This window comes from Amycolatopsis sp. WAC 04182 (assembly GCF_003947465.1).
GTDB lineage: Bacteria > Actinomycetota > Actinomycetes > Mycobacteriales > Pseudonocardiaceae > Amycolatopsis.
Map to the genome: position 1 here is coordinate 330,357 of NZ_QHJJ01000002.1, position 15,467 is coordinate 345,823.

The 15,467-nt window shown below is 69.1% G+C and carries 13 protein-coding genes; 7 read left to right on the forward strand and 6 right to left on the reverse strand.

Annotated elements, in window-relative coordinates; translation table 11 throughout:
• Positions 1-14 precede the first annotated feature (14 nt).
• Together DMH01_RS08705 and DMH01_RS08710 are read right to left on the reverse strand one after the other, a co-directional pair.
• The gene (locus DMH01_RS08705) at positions 15-1,196 is read right to left on the reverse strand and encodes an MFS transporter (protein WP_233621454.1); all 1,182 of its coding nucleotides are present in this window, start codon (positions 1,194-1,196) and stop codon (positions 15-17) included.
• Between the two features lie 243 nt (positions 1,197-1,439).
• Entirely contained in the window at positions 1,440-2,420 is a 981-nt protein-coding gene (locus DMH01_RS08710) for a heme o synthase (RefSeq protein ID WP_037344026.1), read from the reverse strand.
• Positions 2,421-2,720: 300 nt separating this feature from the next.
• On the opposite strand from DMH01_RS08710, the gene tkt reads away from it, so the two are divergent.
• The 7 genes from tkt to DMH01_RS08745 all read left to right on the forward strand — a co-directional run bounded on the left by tkt (position 2,721) and on the right by DMH01_RS08745 (position 12,644).
• Positions 2,721-4,823: a transketolase gene (gene tkt / locus DMH01_RS08715; protein WP_125674946.1), complete on the forward strand. Its 2,103-nt coding sequence runs from the start codon at positions 2,721-2,723 to the stop codon at positions 4,821-4,823.
• A gap of 10 nt (positions 4,824-4,833) precedes the next feature.
• Positions 4,834-5,946, forward strand: coding sequence for a transaldolase (tal, locus tag DMH01_RS08720; RefSeq protein ID WP_125674948.1), 1,113 nt, complete (start codon positions 4,834-4,836; stop codon positions 5,944-5,946).
• An 8-nt stretch (positions 5,947-5,954) separates the two neighbouring features.
• Entirely contained in the window at positions 5,955-7,574 is a 1,620-nt protein-coding gene (locus DMH01_RS08725) for a glucose-6-phosphate isomerase (RefSeq protein WP_125674950.1), read from the forward strand.
• On the forward strand, positions 7,571-9,100 hold the full coding sequence (gene zwf, locus DMH01_RS08730) for a glucose-6-phosphate dehydrogenase (RefSeq protein ID WP_125674953.1): 1,530 nt from the start codon (positions 7,571-7,573) through the stop codon (positions 9,098-9,100). Before DMH01_RS08725 ends, zwf begins: the two co-directional genes overlap by 4 nt.
• Complete coding sequence (opcA, locus tag DMH01_RS08735) at positions 9,097-10,098, forward strand: glucose-6-phosphate dehydrogenase assembly protein OpcA (RefSeq protein WP_125674955.1); 1,002 nt, start codon at positions 9,097-9,099, stop codon at positions 10,096-10,098. The genes zwf and opcA overlap by 4 nt, the downstream gene beginning before the upstream one ends.
• Positions 10,095-10,850: a 6-phosphogluconolactonase gene (gene pgl / locus DMH01_RS08740; RefSeq protein ID WP_125674957.1), complete on the forward strand. Its 756-nt coding sequence runs from the start codon at positions 10,095-10,097 to the stop codon at positions 10,848-10,850. The genes opcA and pgl overlap by 4 nt, the downstream gene beginning before the upstream one ends.
• Before the next feature lie 591 nt (positions 10,851-11,441).
• Positions 11,442-12,644, forward strand: coding sequence for a sensor histidine kinase (locus DMH01_RS08745; RefSeq protein ID WP_199745413.1), 1,203 nt, complete (start codon positions 11,442-11,444; stop codon positions 12,642-12,644).
• A gap of 13 nt (positions 12,645-12,657) precedes the next feature.
• Here the strand turns inward: DMH01_RS08745 and DMH01_RS08750 are convergent, their stop codons facing one another.
• The 4 genes from DMH01_RS08750 to pgk form a co-directional block, all read right to left on the reverse strand.
• Entirely contained in the window at positions 12,658-12,999 is a 342-nt protein-coding gene (locus tag DMH01_RS08750) for an RNA polymerase-binding protein RbpA (protein ID WP_034311760.1), read from the reverse strand.
• Positions 13,000-13,064: 65 nt separating this feature from the next.
• Positions 13,065-13,295 (reverse strand): preprotein translocase subunit SecG, encoded by a 231-nt coding sequence (gene secG / locus DMH01_RS08755; protein WP_016333144.1) that lies wholly within the window; start codon positions 13,293-13,295, stop codon positions 13,065-13,067.
• Positions 13,296-13,434: 139 nt separating this feature from the next.
• Positions 13,435-14,220: a triose-phosphate isomerase gene (tpiA, locus tag DMH01_RS08760; RefSeq protein ID WP_034311753.1), complete on the reverse strand. Its 786-nt coding sequence runs from the start codon at positions 14,218-14,220 to the stop codon at positions 13,435-13,437.
• Entirely contained in the window at positions 14,220-15,461 is a 1,242-nt protein-coding gene (gene pgk / locus DMH01_RS08765; RefSeq protein WP_305016642.1) for a phosphoglycerate kinase, read from the reverse strand. Before pgk ends, tpiA begins: the two co-directional genes overlap by 1 nt.
• Positions 15,462-15,467: the final 6 nt, after the last annotated feature.

The window sequence follows — 15,467 nt, forward strand, 5'->3', positions numbered from 1 at the left end:
CGCCCGCCATCATCTCATTCCCGCACTCTCACCCGGACCAGGAGGAAGGCGGCGAGGGACAGGACGGTGGCCACACTCGCCCACACGACGTTCTCGTGGAGCAGCGCGGCGAAAGTGGCCGCGACACCCGCGATGGACTGCGCGACGAACCCGCACAGCGCGACGGCGTACGCGCCGTGCCCGGGCACCTCGCTCACCGCGACGGCCATACTGCTCGGGAAGAGCGCGGCCTGGCCGAACGTGGTCCCGCAGTAGAGCGCGACGAACGTCACGAACGCGGCCGTGAGCGGGATCGCGGGCACGAGCCACAAGACGATCGTCAGCAGGCCGGCGCCGGTCATGACCAGCGCGCCCGCGCGCATCAGCCACGGCGATCCCTTGCGCCCGGCCAGCCGGTTCACCAGCAGCGCACCGGCGAAGTAGGCCAGTCCGAAGAGGAGGCCGAGGCCGCCGTACTGGTCGACGCTCAGCCCGAAGTGCTGCTGGAAGACGAACGGCGAGACCTCTTGGAGGAGCACGATCGTCGCGAAGCCGAGTCCGGCCGCGATCGTCGGCCGCAGGAACGCCGGAACGGCGAGGATCCGGAGGTAGATCCGGAGCATCCCGGTCTTCTCCACGCGGCCTTTGGCGAGCGGGATCGTCAGCGTGCCGAGGACACAGAGCACACCGGCCGCCGTCAGCACCGCGAAACCGCCCTGCCACCCGCCGATCAGCCCGCCGGCGAACTGCCCGCCGCCGAGCGCCGTGACGAACGCGATGGACAGCACCGAAAGCCGTCGGGCGAGCGCGTCGCCGTCGCCGAGGTCCCGCACGGCGATCCGGGCGACGATGGCCGCGCCTCCGGCACCGATCCCTTGCAGGGAACGGAGAACGAGGAGCCACGTGGGCGAGGTGTTGACGATGAGGACCGCACTGGCGACGACGAACAGGCCCAGCGACGCCAGCATCGCGGCCCGGCGCCCGAGACGGTCGGCCGCCCGGCCCCACAGCACCACCGGCGCCGCCGCGCCGATGACGAACAGCGACACCGAGAGCGCCGCGACACTGCGCGACACCCCGAAATCGCGCTCGACCATCGGGAGGGAGGGGAGATAGATCGTCGTCGCCATCTGCGCGGTGAAGACGATCAGGCAGGCGACCGCCATGGTCGCGCGCCCGGCTCGGACGGTGGCCGGGCGCTCGGTCGTACTCGTCACTCCGCCGGACGGTACGGACGGGTAGCTCGGACCGGCAACGCGCGCCACCCCTTGGGAACGGCCAGGGGGCCGAACGTCCTGAAGGACGACTTCAGAACGCTCATCGTCTCTAAGGAGTCCTTCAGGACAAGCGGCCGCACGTCCTCGGGTGATCTTGAGGCCGGGGCCCGCAAACCCCACCACGCGTGAAGGCCCCCTTCCCGCGGCTGAGCCGAGGGAAGGGGGCCTTCACGCGCTACATGATCAGAAAGGCAGCCCGATGGCCGGCAGCCCGATCGCCGAGTCGACGGCCAGCGCGACGAACACGATCATCAGGTACGTGTTCGACCGGTGGAACAGCGACATCGGCTTGGTCTCCTCGCCGCGCCGCACCGCCGCGTTCAGGCTGTGGGCGTAGAAGAGGAACCAGCCGCCCGCCAGGATCGCGAACGTCGTGTAGATCCAGCTCGTCACCGGGACCAGCAGCAGCGTCCACGCGACCATCACCCACGAGTAGATGACGATCTGCCGCGCCACGTGCTGCGGGGTGGCGACCACCGGCAGCATCGGCACGCCGGCGCGCTCGTAGTCGTCGCGGTACTTCATGCCCAGCGCCCAGGTGTGCGGCGGGGTCCAGAAGAAGATGACGCCGAACATCACGAACGCGGGCCACTCGACGGTGCCGGTGACGGCGGCCCAGCCGATGACGACCGGCATGCAGCCCGCCGCACCGCCCCAGACGACGTTCTGTGACGTTCGCCGCTTCAACACCAGCGTGTAGACGAAGATGTAGAAGAGGATCGTCACGATCGCGAGGATCGCCGAGAGCAGGTTCACCGTGAAATAGAGCACGACGAACGACAGGACGCCGAGCACGAGACCGAAGATCAGCGCGCCGCGCCGGGGCACCGATTCCTTCACCAGCGGGCGCCGCTTGGTGCGGTTCATCACCTTGTCGATATCCGCGTCGATGACGCAGTTCAAGGCGTTGGCGCTGCCCGCGGCCATGGTGCCGCCCACGAGCGTCGCGAGCACCAGCCACGGCGACGGGATTTCCCGGCCTGCCAGGAACATCGCGGGAATCGTGGTGACCAGGAGGAGCTCGATCACCCTGGGCTTCGCGAGGGCGGCGTACGCGCCGACGACCTGGCGGATTGTTCGCCGGCCACCGTGCGGTCGTTCACCGGTCGGATGTACGGCGCTGGTGCTGTCACTGCGTCCGTGCGCAGCGTTCACCAACGACATTTCACTCCCTGCGTCAGTTTTCGGGGCGGGGCCCACCAGGCTTCCGGGTGATGTGGCGGCCCCGGATCCGGAGTGTTCTGAACCCTTCCCCGATGTTAGACGTGCTGTTTCCAGAGGGTGATCGCGGGTCCTCGACCGGCCGAACCATTAGGCTGGCCGCGGTAGCTCGCGGCGTACCTCTGCGAACGGCCCGGACCAGGAATATCGTCCCTTCCGGATCGATTGAGATTAGTAGCGGTACACGTGGGTTACCCACGAGGGAAGAGAAGCCACAACCTGATGACGGGGAGTTCGAGTTCAGTGTCCGAAACCGCCTCTACCAGCGAGAAGAACCCACTCCTCCGGCGCAACGTGCCCGCCGACTGGACCGACCTCGACACGCGGGCCGTCGACACCGTTCGGGTGCTCGCCGCGGACGCGGTCGAGAACTGCGGCAGCGGTCACCCCGGCACCGCGATGAGCCTGGCGCCGCTCGCGTACACGCTCTTCCAGCGGACGCTGCGTCATGACCCGGCGGACCCCGAGTGGCCCGCTCGCGACCGCTTCGTCCTCTCCGCCGGTCACTCGAGCCTCACCCTCTACATCCAGCTGTACCTCGCCGGGTTCGGCCTGGAGCTGGAAGACCTGAAGCAGCTGCGCAAATGGGACTCGAAGACCCCGGGTCACCCGGAGTACCGGCACACCAAGGGCGTCGAGACCACCACCGGCCCGCTCGGACAGGGCCTGGCCAACGCGGTCGGCATGGCGATGGCGGCCCGCCGCGAGCGCGGCCTGCTGGACCCGGACGCCCCGCAGGGCGAGAGCATCTTCGACCACTACGTCTACGTCGTCGCTTCCGACGGTGACATCGAAGAGGGCGTCACCGCCGAGGCCTCCTCGATCGCCGGCCGCCAGGAGCTGGGCAACCTGATCGTCTTCTGGGACGACAACGAGATCTCGATCGAGGACGACACCAAGATCGCGCTGTCCGAGGACGTCGTGAAGCGCTACGAGGCCTACGGGTGGCACACCCAGGTCGTCGAGGGTGGCGAAGACGTCGTCGCGATCGAAGAGGCCATCAAGGCCGCGAAGGCCGAGACCGAGCGCCCGTCGTTCATCGCGCTGAAGACCGTCATCGGGTACCCGGCGCCGAAGAAGATGGGCACCGGCAAGGCCCACGGCGCGGCGCTCGGCGCCGAAGAGGTCGCCGCGGTCAAGGAAATCCTGGGCTTCGACCCGGAGCAGAGCTTCCAGGTCGACGACGAGGTCATCGCGCACACCCGCCAGGCCGTCGACCGCGGCAAGACCGCCCGCGCCGAATGGCAGGAGAAGTTCGAGGCGTGGGGCGCCGCGAACCCGGAGCGCAAGAAGATCGCGGACCGGATGTCGACCCGCACGCTGCCCGAGGGCTTCGCGGACAACCTGCCGAAGTGGGAGCCGGACGCCAAGGGCATCGCGACCCGCAAGGCCTCCGGTGAGGTGCTCAACGCGCTCGCCGAGCCGCTTCCCGAGCTGTGGGGCGGTTCCGCGGACCTCGCGGAGAGCAACAACACCACCATGAAGGGGGCCGACTCGTTCGGCCCGGAGAAGGCTTCCACCGAGATGTGGAAGACCAGCCCGTACGGCCGGACGCTGCACTTCGGCATCCGCGAGCACGCGATGGGCTCGATCCTCAACGGCATCGCGCTGCACGGCGGCACCCGCCCCTACGGCGCGACGTTCCTGATCTTCTCCGACTACATGCGCCCGCCCGTGCGGCTGGCCGCGCTGATGAAGGCGCCGGTCACCTACGTGTGGACGCACGACTCGATCGGCCTGGGCGAGGACGGCCCCACCCACCAGCCGATCGAGCAGCTCTCCGCCCTGCGCGCCATCCCGGGCCTCAACGTCGTCCGCCCGGCGGACGCCAACGAGACCGCGTACGCGTGGAAGGCCGTCCTGGAGGACGTCCACCACCCGTCGGGTCTCGCGCTGACCCGGCAGAACGTGCCGGTGCTGGAGGGCACCAGCGCCGAAGGCGTCAAGCGGGGCGGTTACGTCCTCGCCGAGGCGTCCAACGGCAACCCCGAGGTCGTGCTGATCGCGACCGGCTCCGAGGTCCAGCTGGCCGTCGAGGCCCGCAAGACCCTCGAGGCCGACGGCATCCCGGCGAGCGTCGTCTCGATGCCGTGTGTCGAGTGGTTCGACGCGCAGGATCAGTCCTACAAGGACGCCGTGATCCCGCCGTCGGTCAAGGCACGCGTCTCCGTCGAAGCCGGTATCGCCCAGTCGTGGCACCGCTTCACCGGTGACGCCGGGGTGAACGTTTCGATCGAGCACTTCGGTGCGTCGGCCGACGCCGCCACACTGTTCCGTGAGTTCGGTTTCACCGCGGAGGCAGTCGTCGAGGCCGCCCGTCGCTCGATCGCCAACACCAAGAACTGAAGGGGAAAGCATGAGCAACGACAAGCTCGCTCAGCTGTCCGAGGCAGGCGTCTCGATCTGGCTCGACGACCTGTCCCGTGAGCGCCTGAACACCGGCAACCTCGCCGACCTGATCCGCGACAAGCACGTCGTGGGCGTGACCACCAACCCGACGATCTTCGCCAACGCGATGTCGAAGGGCGAGGCGTACGACGAGCAGACCAAGGAGCTCGCCGCCCGCGGCGCCGACGTCGAGGCCACCATCCGCGAGCTGACCACCACCGACGTGCGCAACGCCGCGGACCTGTTCCGCGACGTCTACACCGCCACGAACGGGGTCGACGGCCGGGTGTCCATCGAGGTGGACCCGCGCCTGGCCAAGGACTCCGACAAGACGGTGGCCGAGGCGCAGGACCTGTGGAAGACCGTGGACCGGCCGAACGTGCTGATCAAGATCCCGGCCACCGAAGAAGGTCTCCCGGCGATCACCAAGACCCTGGCCGAGGGCATCAGCGTCAACGTCACGCTGATCTTCTCGGTCGAGCGGTACCGGGCGGTCATCGAGGCCTACTTCGCCGGGCTGGAGCAGGCCAAGGCCAACGGCCACGACCTCAAGGGCATCCACTCGGTCGCGTCGTTCTTCGTGTCCCGTGTGGACACCGAGATCGACAAGCGCCTCGACGCGATCGGCACCGACGCGGCCACCGCGCTGCGCGGTGAGGCCGCCATCGCCAACGCGCGTCTCGCGTACGCGGCGTTCGAGGAACTGTTCGCTTCGGACCGTTGGAAGGCGCTCGCCGAGGCCGGCGCGAACGCGCAGCGTCCGCTGTGGGCCTCCACCGGCGTGAAGGACCCGCAGTACTCCGACACCCGCTACGTGGACCAGCTCGTCGTCAAGGACACGGTCAACACGATGCCGGAGAAGACCCTCGAAGCCGCGGGCGACCACGCCGAGATCACCGGTGACACGGTGACCGGCAAGGGCCCCGACGCGCAGGTCGTCTTCGACAAGCTGCGGGTGGTCGGCATCGACATCGACGACGTGTTCAAGGTCCTCGAGGACGAGGGCGTCGAGAAGTTCGAGAAGTCCTGGGTGGAGCTTCTCGAGACCGTCACCGGGCAGCTGGAAAAGGCAAAGGACTGATCTGGACCATGGCAGGGGAAACGACCGGCGTCGAAATCGTCGACGCCGCCCTGGCCGGCGAAGCCGCTCCGTTCGCGGAGCGGCTCGTCGCCGACCAGGTCGCATCGAAACTGGCGTCCCAGGACGCCACACTGTGGGGTCCCGAAGCCGAGTCCGAAGCGTCGATCCGTCTCTCGTGGACGACGCTGCACAAGTCCTCGCGGCCGTTGATCGGCGAGATCGAGGCACTGCGGACCGACCTGCGTTCCGAGGGCGTCGACCGCGTCGTCCTCGCGGGCATGGGTGGTTCGTCGCTGGCCCCCGAGGTCATCACCGCGACCGACGGAGTCGCGCTGACCGTTCTCGACACCACCGACCCGGGCCAGGTCGCCGACGCGCTGGCCGGTGACCTGGAGCGCACGGTCATCGTCGTGTCGTCGAAGTCCGGCGGCACCGTCGAGACCGACAGCCACCGGCGGATCTTCGCGAAGGCCTTCGCCGACGCGGGCATCGACGCGGCCCGGCGGATCGTGGTCGTCACCGACCCCGGCTCGCCGTTCGCGGAACTGTCCGAAAAGGAGGGTTACCGCAAGGTCTTCCTCGCCGACCCGAACGTCGGCGGCCGCTATTCGGCGCTGACCGCGTTCGGGCTCGTCCCGGCCGGGCTCGCCGGCGCGGATGTCGCCCGCCTGCTCGACCAGGCCGCTTCGGTGGCCGACGAGCTGGCCGCCGACTCCGTGGACAACCCCGCGGTCAAGCTCGCGTCGGCGTGGGTCGCGGCGCACGAAAAGGGCGCCGAGAAGGTCGTCATCGGTGACACGGGTTCCGGTATCAAGGGTTTCGCCGACTGGGCGGAGCAGCTGATCGCCGAATCCACCGGCAAGCAGGGCACCGGTCTCCTGCCGGTCGCCGTCGAGGGCCCGAGCGCTCCCGGATTCGCCGACGCCAAGGCCGACGCCACCCCGGTGGCGGTCGGACCGGCGGAAGGCGCGGCGAAGATCTCCGTGACCGGCTCGCTCGGCGCGCAGTTCCTGCTGTGGGAGTTCGCGACCGCGCTCGCCGGGCGGCTGCTCGGGATCAACCCGTTCGACCAGCCCGACGTCGAGGCCGCGAAGAAGGCCGCTCGTTCCCTGCTGGACAACCCGGACGCGCTCAAGGGCGGCGAGAAGCCGTCCACTGTGGACGGCGCGGTCGAGGTGTTCGGCTCGGAAGGCGTTGCCACCGACGGAAAGCTCGCGGACATCCTGCGGGCTTTCTTCGATTCCGCACCGGAAACCGGCTACATCGCGGTGCAGGCGTACCTCGACCGGCTCGACGACGCGTCGACCGCGGTCCTGCGCGGCGAGATCGCCAAGCGGACCGGCCGCCAGACCACCTTCGGGTGGGGGCCGCGGTTCCTGCACTCGACCGGGCAGTACCACAAGGGCGGGCACCAGAACGGTGTCTTCCTGCAGATCACCGGCGCCGTCGAGGACGATCTCGACGTTCCGGACCGGCCGTACACGCTCGGCGTCCTGCAGCACGCCCAGGCGCTGGGTGACGGCCAGGTGCTCGCGGAGCACGGCCGTCCGGTGCTGCGCCTGCACCTCACCGACCGGGCCGCCGGCCTGGCCGGACTGGTCCGCGCGGTACAGGAGGCCGGCGAGTGACACGAGCCTGGAACAACCCGCTGCGCGATCCGCGCGACAAGCGGCTGCCGCGGATCGCCGGGCCGTCCAGCCTGGTGATCTTCGGCGTCACCGGTGACCTCGCCCGCAAGAAGCTGATGCCGGCGATCTACGACCTCGCCCACCGCGGGCTGCTGCCCGCCGGGTTCTCGCTCGTCGGGTTCGCCCGCCGGGACTGGGAGCACCAGGACTTCGGCGAGCTCGTGCACGACTCGGTCAAGGAGCACGCGCGGACGCCGTTCAAGGAGTCGGTGTGGAACCGGCTCGCCGAAGGGATCCGGTTCGTCCAGGGCACCTTCGACGACGACGACGCCTTCGACCGGCTCGCGCAGACGGTCAAGGACCTCGACGCCGAACGGGGCACCGGTGGCAACACCGCGTTCTACCTGTCGATCCCGCCGAGCGCGTTCCCGGTGGTGACCAAGCAGCTCGCCCGCTCCGGCCTCGCCGAGGCGAGTGAGGACACCTGGCGCCGGGTCGTCATCGAGAAGCCCTTCGGCCGCGACCTCAAGAGCGCCAAGGAGCTCAACGGGATCGTGAACGACGTCTTCCCCGAGGAGTCGGTGTTCCGCATCGACCACTACCTCGGCAAGGAGACGGTGCAGAACCTGCTGGCGCTGCGGTTCGCGAACCAGCTGTTCGAGCCGATCTGGAACGCCAACTACGTCGACCACGTGCAGATCACCATGGCCGAGGACATCGGTCTCGGCGGCCGCGCGGGGTACTACGACGGCATCGGCGCCGCACGCGACGTCATCCAGAACCACTTGTTGCAGCTCCTCGCGCTGACCGCGATGGAGGAGCCGGTCTCGTTCGCTCCGCGCGCTCTCCGCGCGGAGAAGGTCAAGGTGCTCTCCGCGACCAAGCCGCTGGCGCCGTTCGACGAGACCACCGCGCGCGGACAGTACGCGGGCGGCTGGCAGGGCGGCATGAAGGTGCCGGGCCTGCTGCAGGAAGGCGGTTTCGCGAAGGACTCGACGACCGAGACCTACGCCGCGGTGACGCTGGAGGTGCAGAACCGCCGCTGGGCGGGGGTTCCGTTCTACCTGCGCACCGGCAAGCGGCTGGGCCGCCGGGTCACCGAGATCGCCGTGGTGTTCAAGCGGGCGCCGCATCTGCCGTTCGACTCGACCTCGACCGAGGAACTGGGCCAGAACGCGCTGGTGATCCGGGTGCAGCCCGACGAGGGCATCACGCTGCGGTTCGGGTCGAAGGTGCCGGGGACCACGATGGAGGTCCGCGACGTCACCATGGACTTCGGCTACGGGCACGCGTTCACCGAGTCGTCCCCGGAGGCCTACGAACGGCTCATCCTGGACGTGCTGCTCGGCGAACCGTCGCTGTTCCCGGTGAACGAAGAGGTCGAACTGTCCTGGGAGATCCTGGACCCGATCCTCGACCACTGGGCCAAGAAGGGCGCGCCCGAGGCGTACCCGCCCGGTTCGTGGGGACCGCCGTCCGCGGACGAAATGCTGGAGCGTACCGGCCGGAACTGGAGGCGTCCGTGATCATCGACCTGCCGTCGACCACGACGTCGCAGCTGAACAAGAAACTCGTCGAGATCCGCGAACAGGGCGGGCAGGTGGCGCTCGGCCGGGTGCTGACGCTGGTCATAGTGGCCGACGACGACGACAAACTCGAAGAGGCGATCGAGGCCGCCAACGAGGCCAGCCGGGAACACCCCTCGCGGGTGATCGTGGTGGCCAAGGGCGCGCGGACCGCGGCGCCGCGGATCGACGGCCAGATCCGGGTCGGCGGCGACGCCGGCGCGAGCGAGGTCATCGTCCTGCGGCTCTACGGCCCGCTGGCCTCGCAGGGACAGAGCGCGGTCGTGCCGCTGCTGCTGCCGGACGCGCCGATCGTCACCTGGTGGCCGGGCACCGGTCCGAAGGCTCCGGCCAAGGACCCGCTCGGTGAGCTGGCACAGCGCCGGATCACCGACTCGGCGGCGGAAAAGGCGCCCATAAGGGCACTCACCACGCGGGCGAAGTCCTATGTGGAGGGTGACACCGACCTGGCGTGGACCCGGCTGACCAGCTGGCGCGCACAGCTGGTGTCCGCTTTGGACCTTCCGCCGCATGAGAAGGTCACCGGCGCGACCGTGACCGGTGAGGCCGACTCGCCGTCGACCGAACTGCTCGCCGGCTGGCTGGCCGAGTACCTCAAGGTGCCGGTGAAGCGGGTCAAGAGCAGCGGCGCCGCGGGCATCATCTCGGTGACGCTGGACCGGCGTTCCGGCCCGGTGGAACTGCACCGGCCGGATGGCCGGGTCGGCACGCTGACCCAGCCGGGCCAGCCGACGCGCCGCATCGCCCTGCAGCGGCGGAACAACAAGGACTGCCTGATCGAGGAGCTGCGGCGGCTCGACCCGGACGAGGTCTACGAGGCTTCGCTGAACGGGCTGGGCAAGATTTCGTCGGGCACCGCGGCCAAGGCCGCTCCGGCGAAGAAGACGGCTCCGGCGGCGAAGAAGGCGCCCGTCAAGACCGCGAAGAGCACCTCATGAGCAAGACCGAGGTCGTCGTCTACGAGAACCCGGACCTCCTGGCCGCCGCCGCGGCGGCCAGGCTGGTCACCCGGATCGTCGACGTCCAAGCCGCCAAGGGCTCCGCTTCGGTGGTGCTCACCGGCGGCGGCACCGGGATCGCGATCCTGCGCGAACTGCGCGACTCCAGTGCGCGTGACGCCATCGACTGGTCACGTCTGGACCTCTACTGGGGCGACGAGCGCTTCGTCCCGGCGGACTCGGACGACCGCAACGAGAAGCAGGCCCGCGAGGCGCTGCTCGACCATGTCCCGCTCGACCCGAAGCGGGTGCACGCCATGGCACCCTCGGACGGCGAGTTCGGCGACGACGTCGACGCCGCGGCAGCGGCCTACGCGGAGGTCCTGGCGGCCAACGACGCGGCGTTCGACATCATGCTGCTGGGCCTCGGCGGGGAGGGGCACACCGCCTCGATCTTCCCCGACAGCCCCGCGGTGCACGAGAAGGAGCGCTCGGTCGTCGCGGTACGGGACTGCCCGAAGCCGCCGCCGACCCGGATCTCGCTGACCCTGCCCGCGATCCGTCGCGCGCAGGACATCTGGCTGGTCACGGGCGGCGACGCCAAGGCCGACGCCGTCGCGCAGGCGCTGGCCGGTGCCGGCGAGGTCGAGATCCCGGTGGCGGGAGCCCGCGGCTCGCGTCGCACGCTCTGGCTGCTGGACCGGGGTTCCGCCTCGAAACTCACGAAGGTCTACCAGCCGCCTACGGGCTGACCCTTTCGCGCGTGAAGGCCCCCTTCCCTCGGCTGAGCCGAGGGAAGGGGGCCTTCACGCGCTTCGGGTGGCTCCGGGAGAGGTGCCCCAAGGCGTGACTCGCGTGATCAGAGACGTAACTCGCGTGATTGGACGCGCAACACGCGAGTTACGCCTTCGATCACGACCCACCCGGTGGCTGCGGTGGTGACACCCTCATGGCGGAAGTCCGTGAAGGCCTCCTTCCCTACGCTGAAGGTAGTGAAGGAGGCCTTCACGGACTTCGCGCGGCTGGGTCACCGCGCGGCCACGAAACGTGACATGGATCAACTTCCGGGGGCTTCGGCATCAGAGAGGACTTGTTCGCGCGTCGAAACGATCAACGGACCACCGAGCCCGGGTGGTCCGGTGTGGATTCGACCGACCGAACGTTCATGCACTTGTCCGCAGAGCGGACAGTGACCGGACAGTCGCTAGCCCGACTGGGGGAAACTTACCGCCCTTGTACATCCACCCGTTAGCATCCGCACATTTGTTCGTTCCTGCGCGTCCCGATCGGGCGAAGAACACGTCTCACCATCCAAGTCCACAAGACGAGTGAGGTCGCCAGCGATGAGCACAGAGGGTCTCTCGATGCCAGGTATCTCGGTGGGCGGCTCCGGAGCGGACGCCGCCGACCGGATGCGCCGTGCCGCCGGGGTCATTTCGTTCGCCAAGATCAAACGCCCGGCGCTGGTCGCGCTGGGCATCGACACACTCGCGATCTTCCTGGCCGCGCTCGACGTGTGGCTGGTGATCCCCGAGAAGGCTCAGCCGTATTCGATCTACCTGTCCGGGGCCGCTTGCCTCGGCCTCGCCTTCCGGCGCAAGCTGCCGTTCCTCGCGGTGATCGTCACCGTCCCCGGGTTCCTGGCGGGCTGGTCACAGCTGGCCGCGATGATCGCGCTCGGCTTCCTCGCCACCCGCAAACAGATGCACTGGCAGACGTGGACCGGGTTCGCCCTGGTCTTCACCTGCCGGTTCGTCCAGTGGCCGCTGGCCGACTTCGTCGAGCTCAGCTGGCGGGAACACGTCCTGGACGGGATCTACGGCGTCATCGTCGCCGGGATGCCGGTGGCCATCGGCCTGCTCATCGGAGCGCGGACCGAGATCTCGCAGAAGCTCACCGAACTCGCCGCCAGCCGCGACCGCGAGCGCCGCTTCCACGCCGACGCCGTCCGCGCGGAGGAACGTGCCCGCCTCGCGAGGGAGATGCACGACGTCGTCTCGCACCAGATCACCCTGATCGCGATGCAGGCCGGCGCGCTGCAGGCGCAGACCACCGACGCCCGGTCGCTCGAAACCGCGCAGGTCATCCGGAAGCTGAGCACCAAGACGCTCGAGGAACTGCGCTCACTCGTGAGCGTGCTCCGCTCGGGCTCCGAAGACGACGGGCCACGGCCGGGGATCAACGAACTCGACCGGCTGATCCGCGGCTCGGACGTCCCGGTGCATCTGACCGTCGAGCGGATCCCCGACCTCCTGCCCAGCCAGGTTTCGGCGGCGGCCTACCGGACCGTGCAGGAATGCCTGACCAACGTGCACAAACACGCGCCCGGCGCCACCGCGACCATCCGGATCCAGGGCGAGCACGGTTCGCTCAAGGTCGAAATACGCAACGAGCGCGCCCGGACCCCCGGTGCGGCCCTGCCCTCGGGAGGACACGGGCTGACCGGGCTGGCCGAACGCGCTCGACTGCTGGGTGGGAGCTTCGAGACCGCCGACACCGAGGACGGCGGGTTCCGGGTGCGTGCCCGGTACCCGCTCGACCGCTAGGCCTCGGGGAGTCTCAGATCTCCCGGCGCTGGCGCAACCGCTCCAGCGCCTCGGCGAGGATGGCCTCGCCGTCGGCGTCGGAACGCCGTTCCTTCACGTACGCGAGGTGAGTCTTGTAAGGCTCGGTCCGCGGCGCGGCAGGAGGGTTCTTCTCGTCCTGCCCACCGGGGAGCCCGCAGCGCGGGCAGTCCCACTCGTCGGGAATCTCGGCGTCCATCGAGAACGAAGGCTGTGCCTCGTGCCCGTTGGCGCACCAGTAGGAAATACGGCGCCGCGGCGCCGACTCACCCCGTTCCGATTCGCCCGAAGGACCGGCACCCACACGGGTGCCCCGAATCGCGTTACCGCCAACCATGAATCCTCACACCTATAGGGATCGGCGGCGCGCCCCCCATAGGCACGCCGAAACACCTGGATCGATCAGACCTTGAGCAGGAGCCCGAGGCCGATGATGCTGATCAGCCACACCGCGCCCAGCAGCAGCGTGATCCGGTCGAGGTTCTTCTCGGCCACGCTCGAGCCGGAGAGGCTCGACTGCATACCGCCACCGAACAGCGAAGACAGACCGCCACCACGGCCGCGGTGCAGCAACACGGCGACCACCAGCAGCACGCTGGAGGCGATCAACAGGATTTGCAGGAACAGCTTCATGTCATCCTCTGCGCTCTTGGAGAATGCAGGAAAACGGTGTGCACAGGCGGCTCATGGCCACCAGGACACACCGTACTCCTGGACTCGTCCACTGCTGTGTGACGGACCGGATACCCAGGTTACCCGGTAGGTGCCCCGATCAGGGCAGGGGCCCGCCCGCGGCGAGTGCGCAGAGTTTGGTGAATTCGTCACCATCCAGGCTGGCACCACCGACGAGTGCTCCATCGATGTTCTCGCAGGCGACGAGGTCACTGATGTTGTTGGCCTTGGCCGAGCCCCCGTAGAGCACGCGGACCGAGGACGCGACCTCGGCACCGTACTTCTCCGCGAGGGTGGCGCGGATGGCTCCGCACACCTCTTCGGCGTCCTGCGGGGTCGCGACCTTGCCGGTCCCGATCGCCCAGACGGGCTCGTAGGCGACGACGACGTCCTTGACCTGCTCGGCCTTGAGCCCCTTGAGGCCCTCGACCAGCTGGGTCGTGGTGTGGGCGATGTGCTCGCCCGCCTCGCGGACCTCGAGCTTCTCCCCCACGCACAGGATCGGCGTGATGCCGTGCTTGAGCGCCGCCTTGACCTTCTTGTTCACCAGCTCGTCGGACTCGCCGTGGTACTCACGCCGCTCCGAGTGCCCGACGGTGACGAAGCTGCATCCCAGCTTCGCCAGCATCGGACCCGACACGTCACCGGTGTAGGCACCGGAGTCGTGCGGCGACAGGTCCTGGGCGCCGTAGGTGAGCGACAGCTTGTCGCCGTCGGTCAGCGTCTGGACGCTGCGGATGTCGGTGAACGGCGGCAAGACCGCGACGTCGACCTTCGCATAGTACTTCTCCGGCAGGGCGAAGGCGATCTTCTGAACCAGCGCGATGGCTTCGAGGTGGTTCTGGTTCATCTTCCAGTTGCCGGCGATGAGCGGTTTGCGCGCCACTAGTCGTTCTCTCCCAGCACAGCGACTCCGGGCAGTTCCTTGCCCTCCAGGTACTCCAGCGACGCGCCGCCGCCGGTCGAGATGTGCGAGAAACCGTCCTCCGGCAGGCCGAGCTGCCGCACGGCCGCGGCGGAGTCTCCCCCACCGACCACGGTGAAGGCGTCGCTCTCGACCAGCGCTTCGGCCACGGCACGGGTGCCGCCGGCGAAGGACTCGAACTCGAACACGCCCATCGGGCCGTTCCAGAACACGGTCGCCGCGTCGGCCAGCTTGCCCGCGAACAGCTCCCGCGACTTCGGGCCGATGTCGAGCCCCATGCGGTCGGCCGGGATGGCCTTCGCGTCGACGACGTCGAACTCCGCGTCGGCGGCGAAGCCCGTCGCGGCGAGGACGTCCACCGGCAGGATCAGCTCGACACCGCGCTTCTCCGCCTCGGCGAGGAAGCCGCGGACCTGCTCCAGCTGGTCCTCCTGCAGCAGCGAGTTCCCGACCTCGTGGCCCTGGGCCTTGAGGAAGGTGTACGCCATGCCGCCGCCGATGAGCAGCCTGTCGACCTTGGTCAGCAGGTTCGCGATGACACCCAGCTTGTCCGACACCTTCGCGCCGCCGAGGACGACGACGTAGGGGCGCGCGAGGTCCTCGGTCAGCTTCTTGAGGACGTCGACCTCGGCCAGCACCAGACCGCCTGCATACGCAGGAAGCGCCCGCGCGATCTCGTAGACCGAGGCCTGCTTGCGGTGCACGACACCGAAACCGTCGGACACGAACGCGCCGCCCGGGACGAGCGCGGCCAGCTCGGCGGCCAGCTCCTGCCGCTCGGCCTCGACCTTGCTGGTCTCGCGCGCGTCGAAACGCACGTTCTCCAGCAGGGCCACCTGGCCGTCGGTCAGACCGGCGACGGTGGCCTTGGCGGACTCGCCGACCAGGTCACCGGCCAGCGGGACGTCGACGCCGAGCAACTCGGTGAGCTTCGCGGCGACGGGCGCGAGCGAGAACTCCGGGTCCGGCTCGCCCTTGGGACGGCCGAGGTGCGCCGTGACGACCACCTTCGCGCCCGCCTCGGCGAGGCGCTTGAGGGTCGGCAGGGCCGCGCGGACGCGGCCGTCGTCGGTGATCTTGTCCGCGACGGTCGCTTGCGGGCCGTCGCCATCAGAGCTGCCGAGCGGGACGTTCAGGTCTGCCCGTACGAGTACGAACCGGCCTGAGACGTCCTCGCCCAGCAGGTCTTCGAGGTTCTTCAGCGCCAT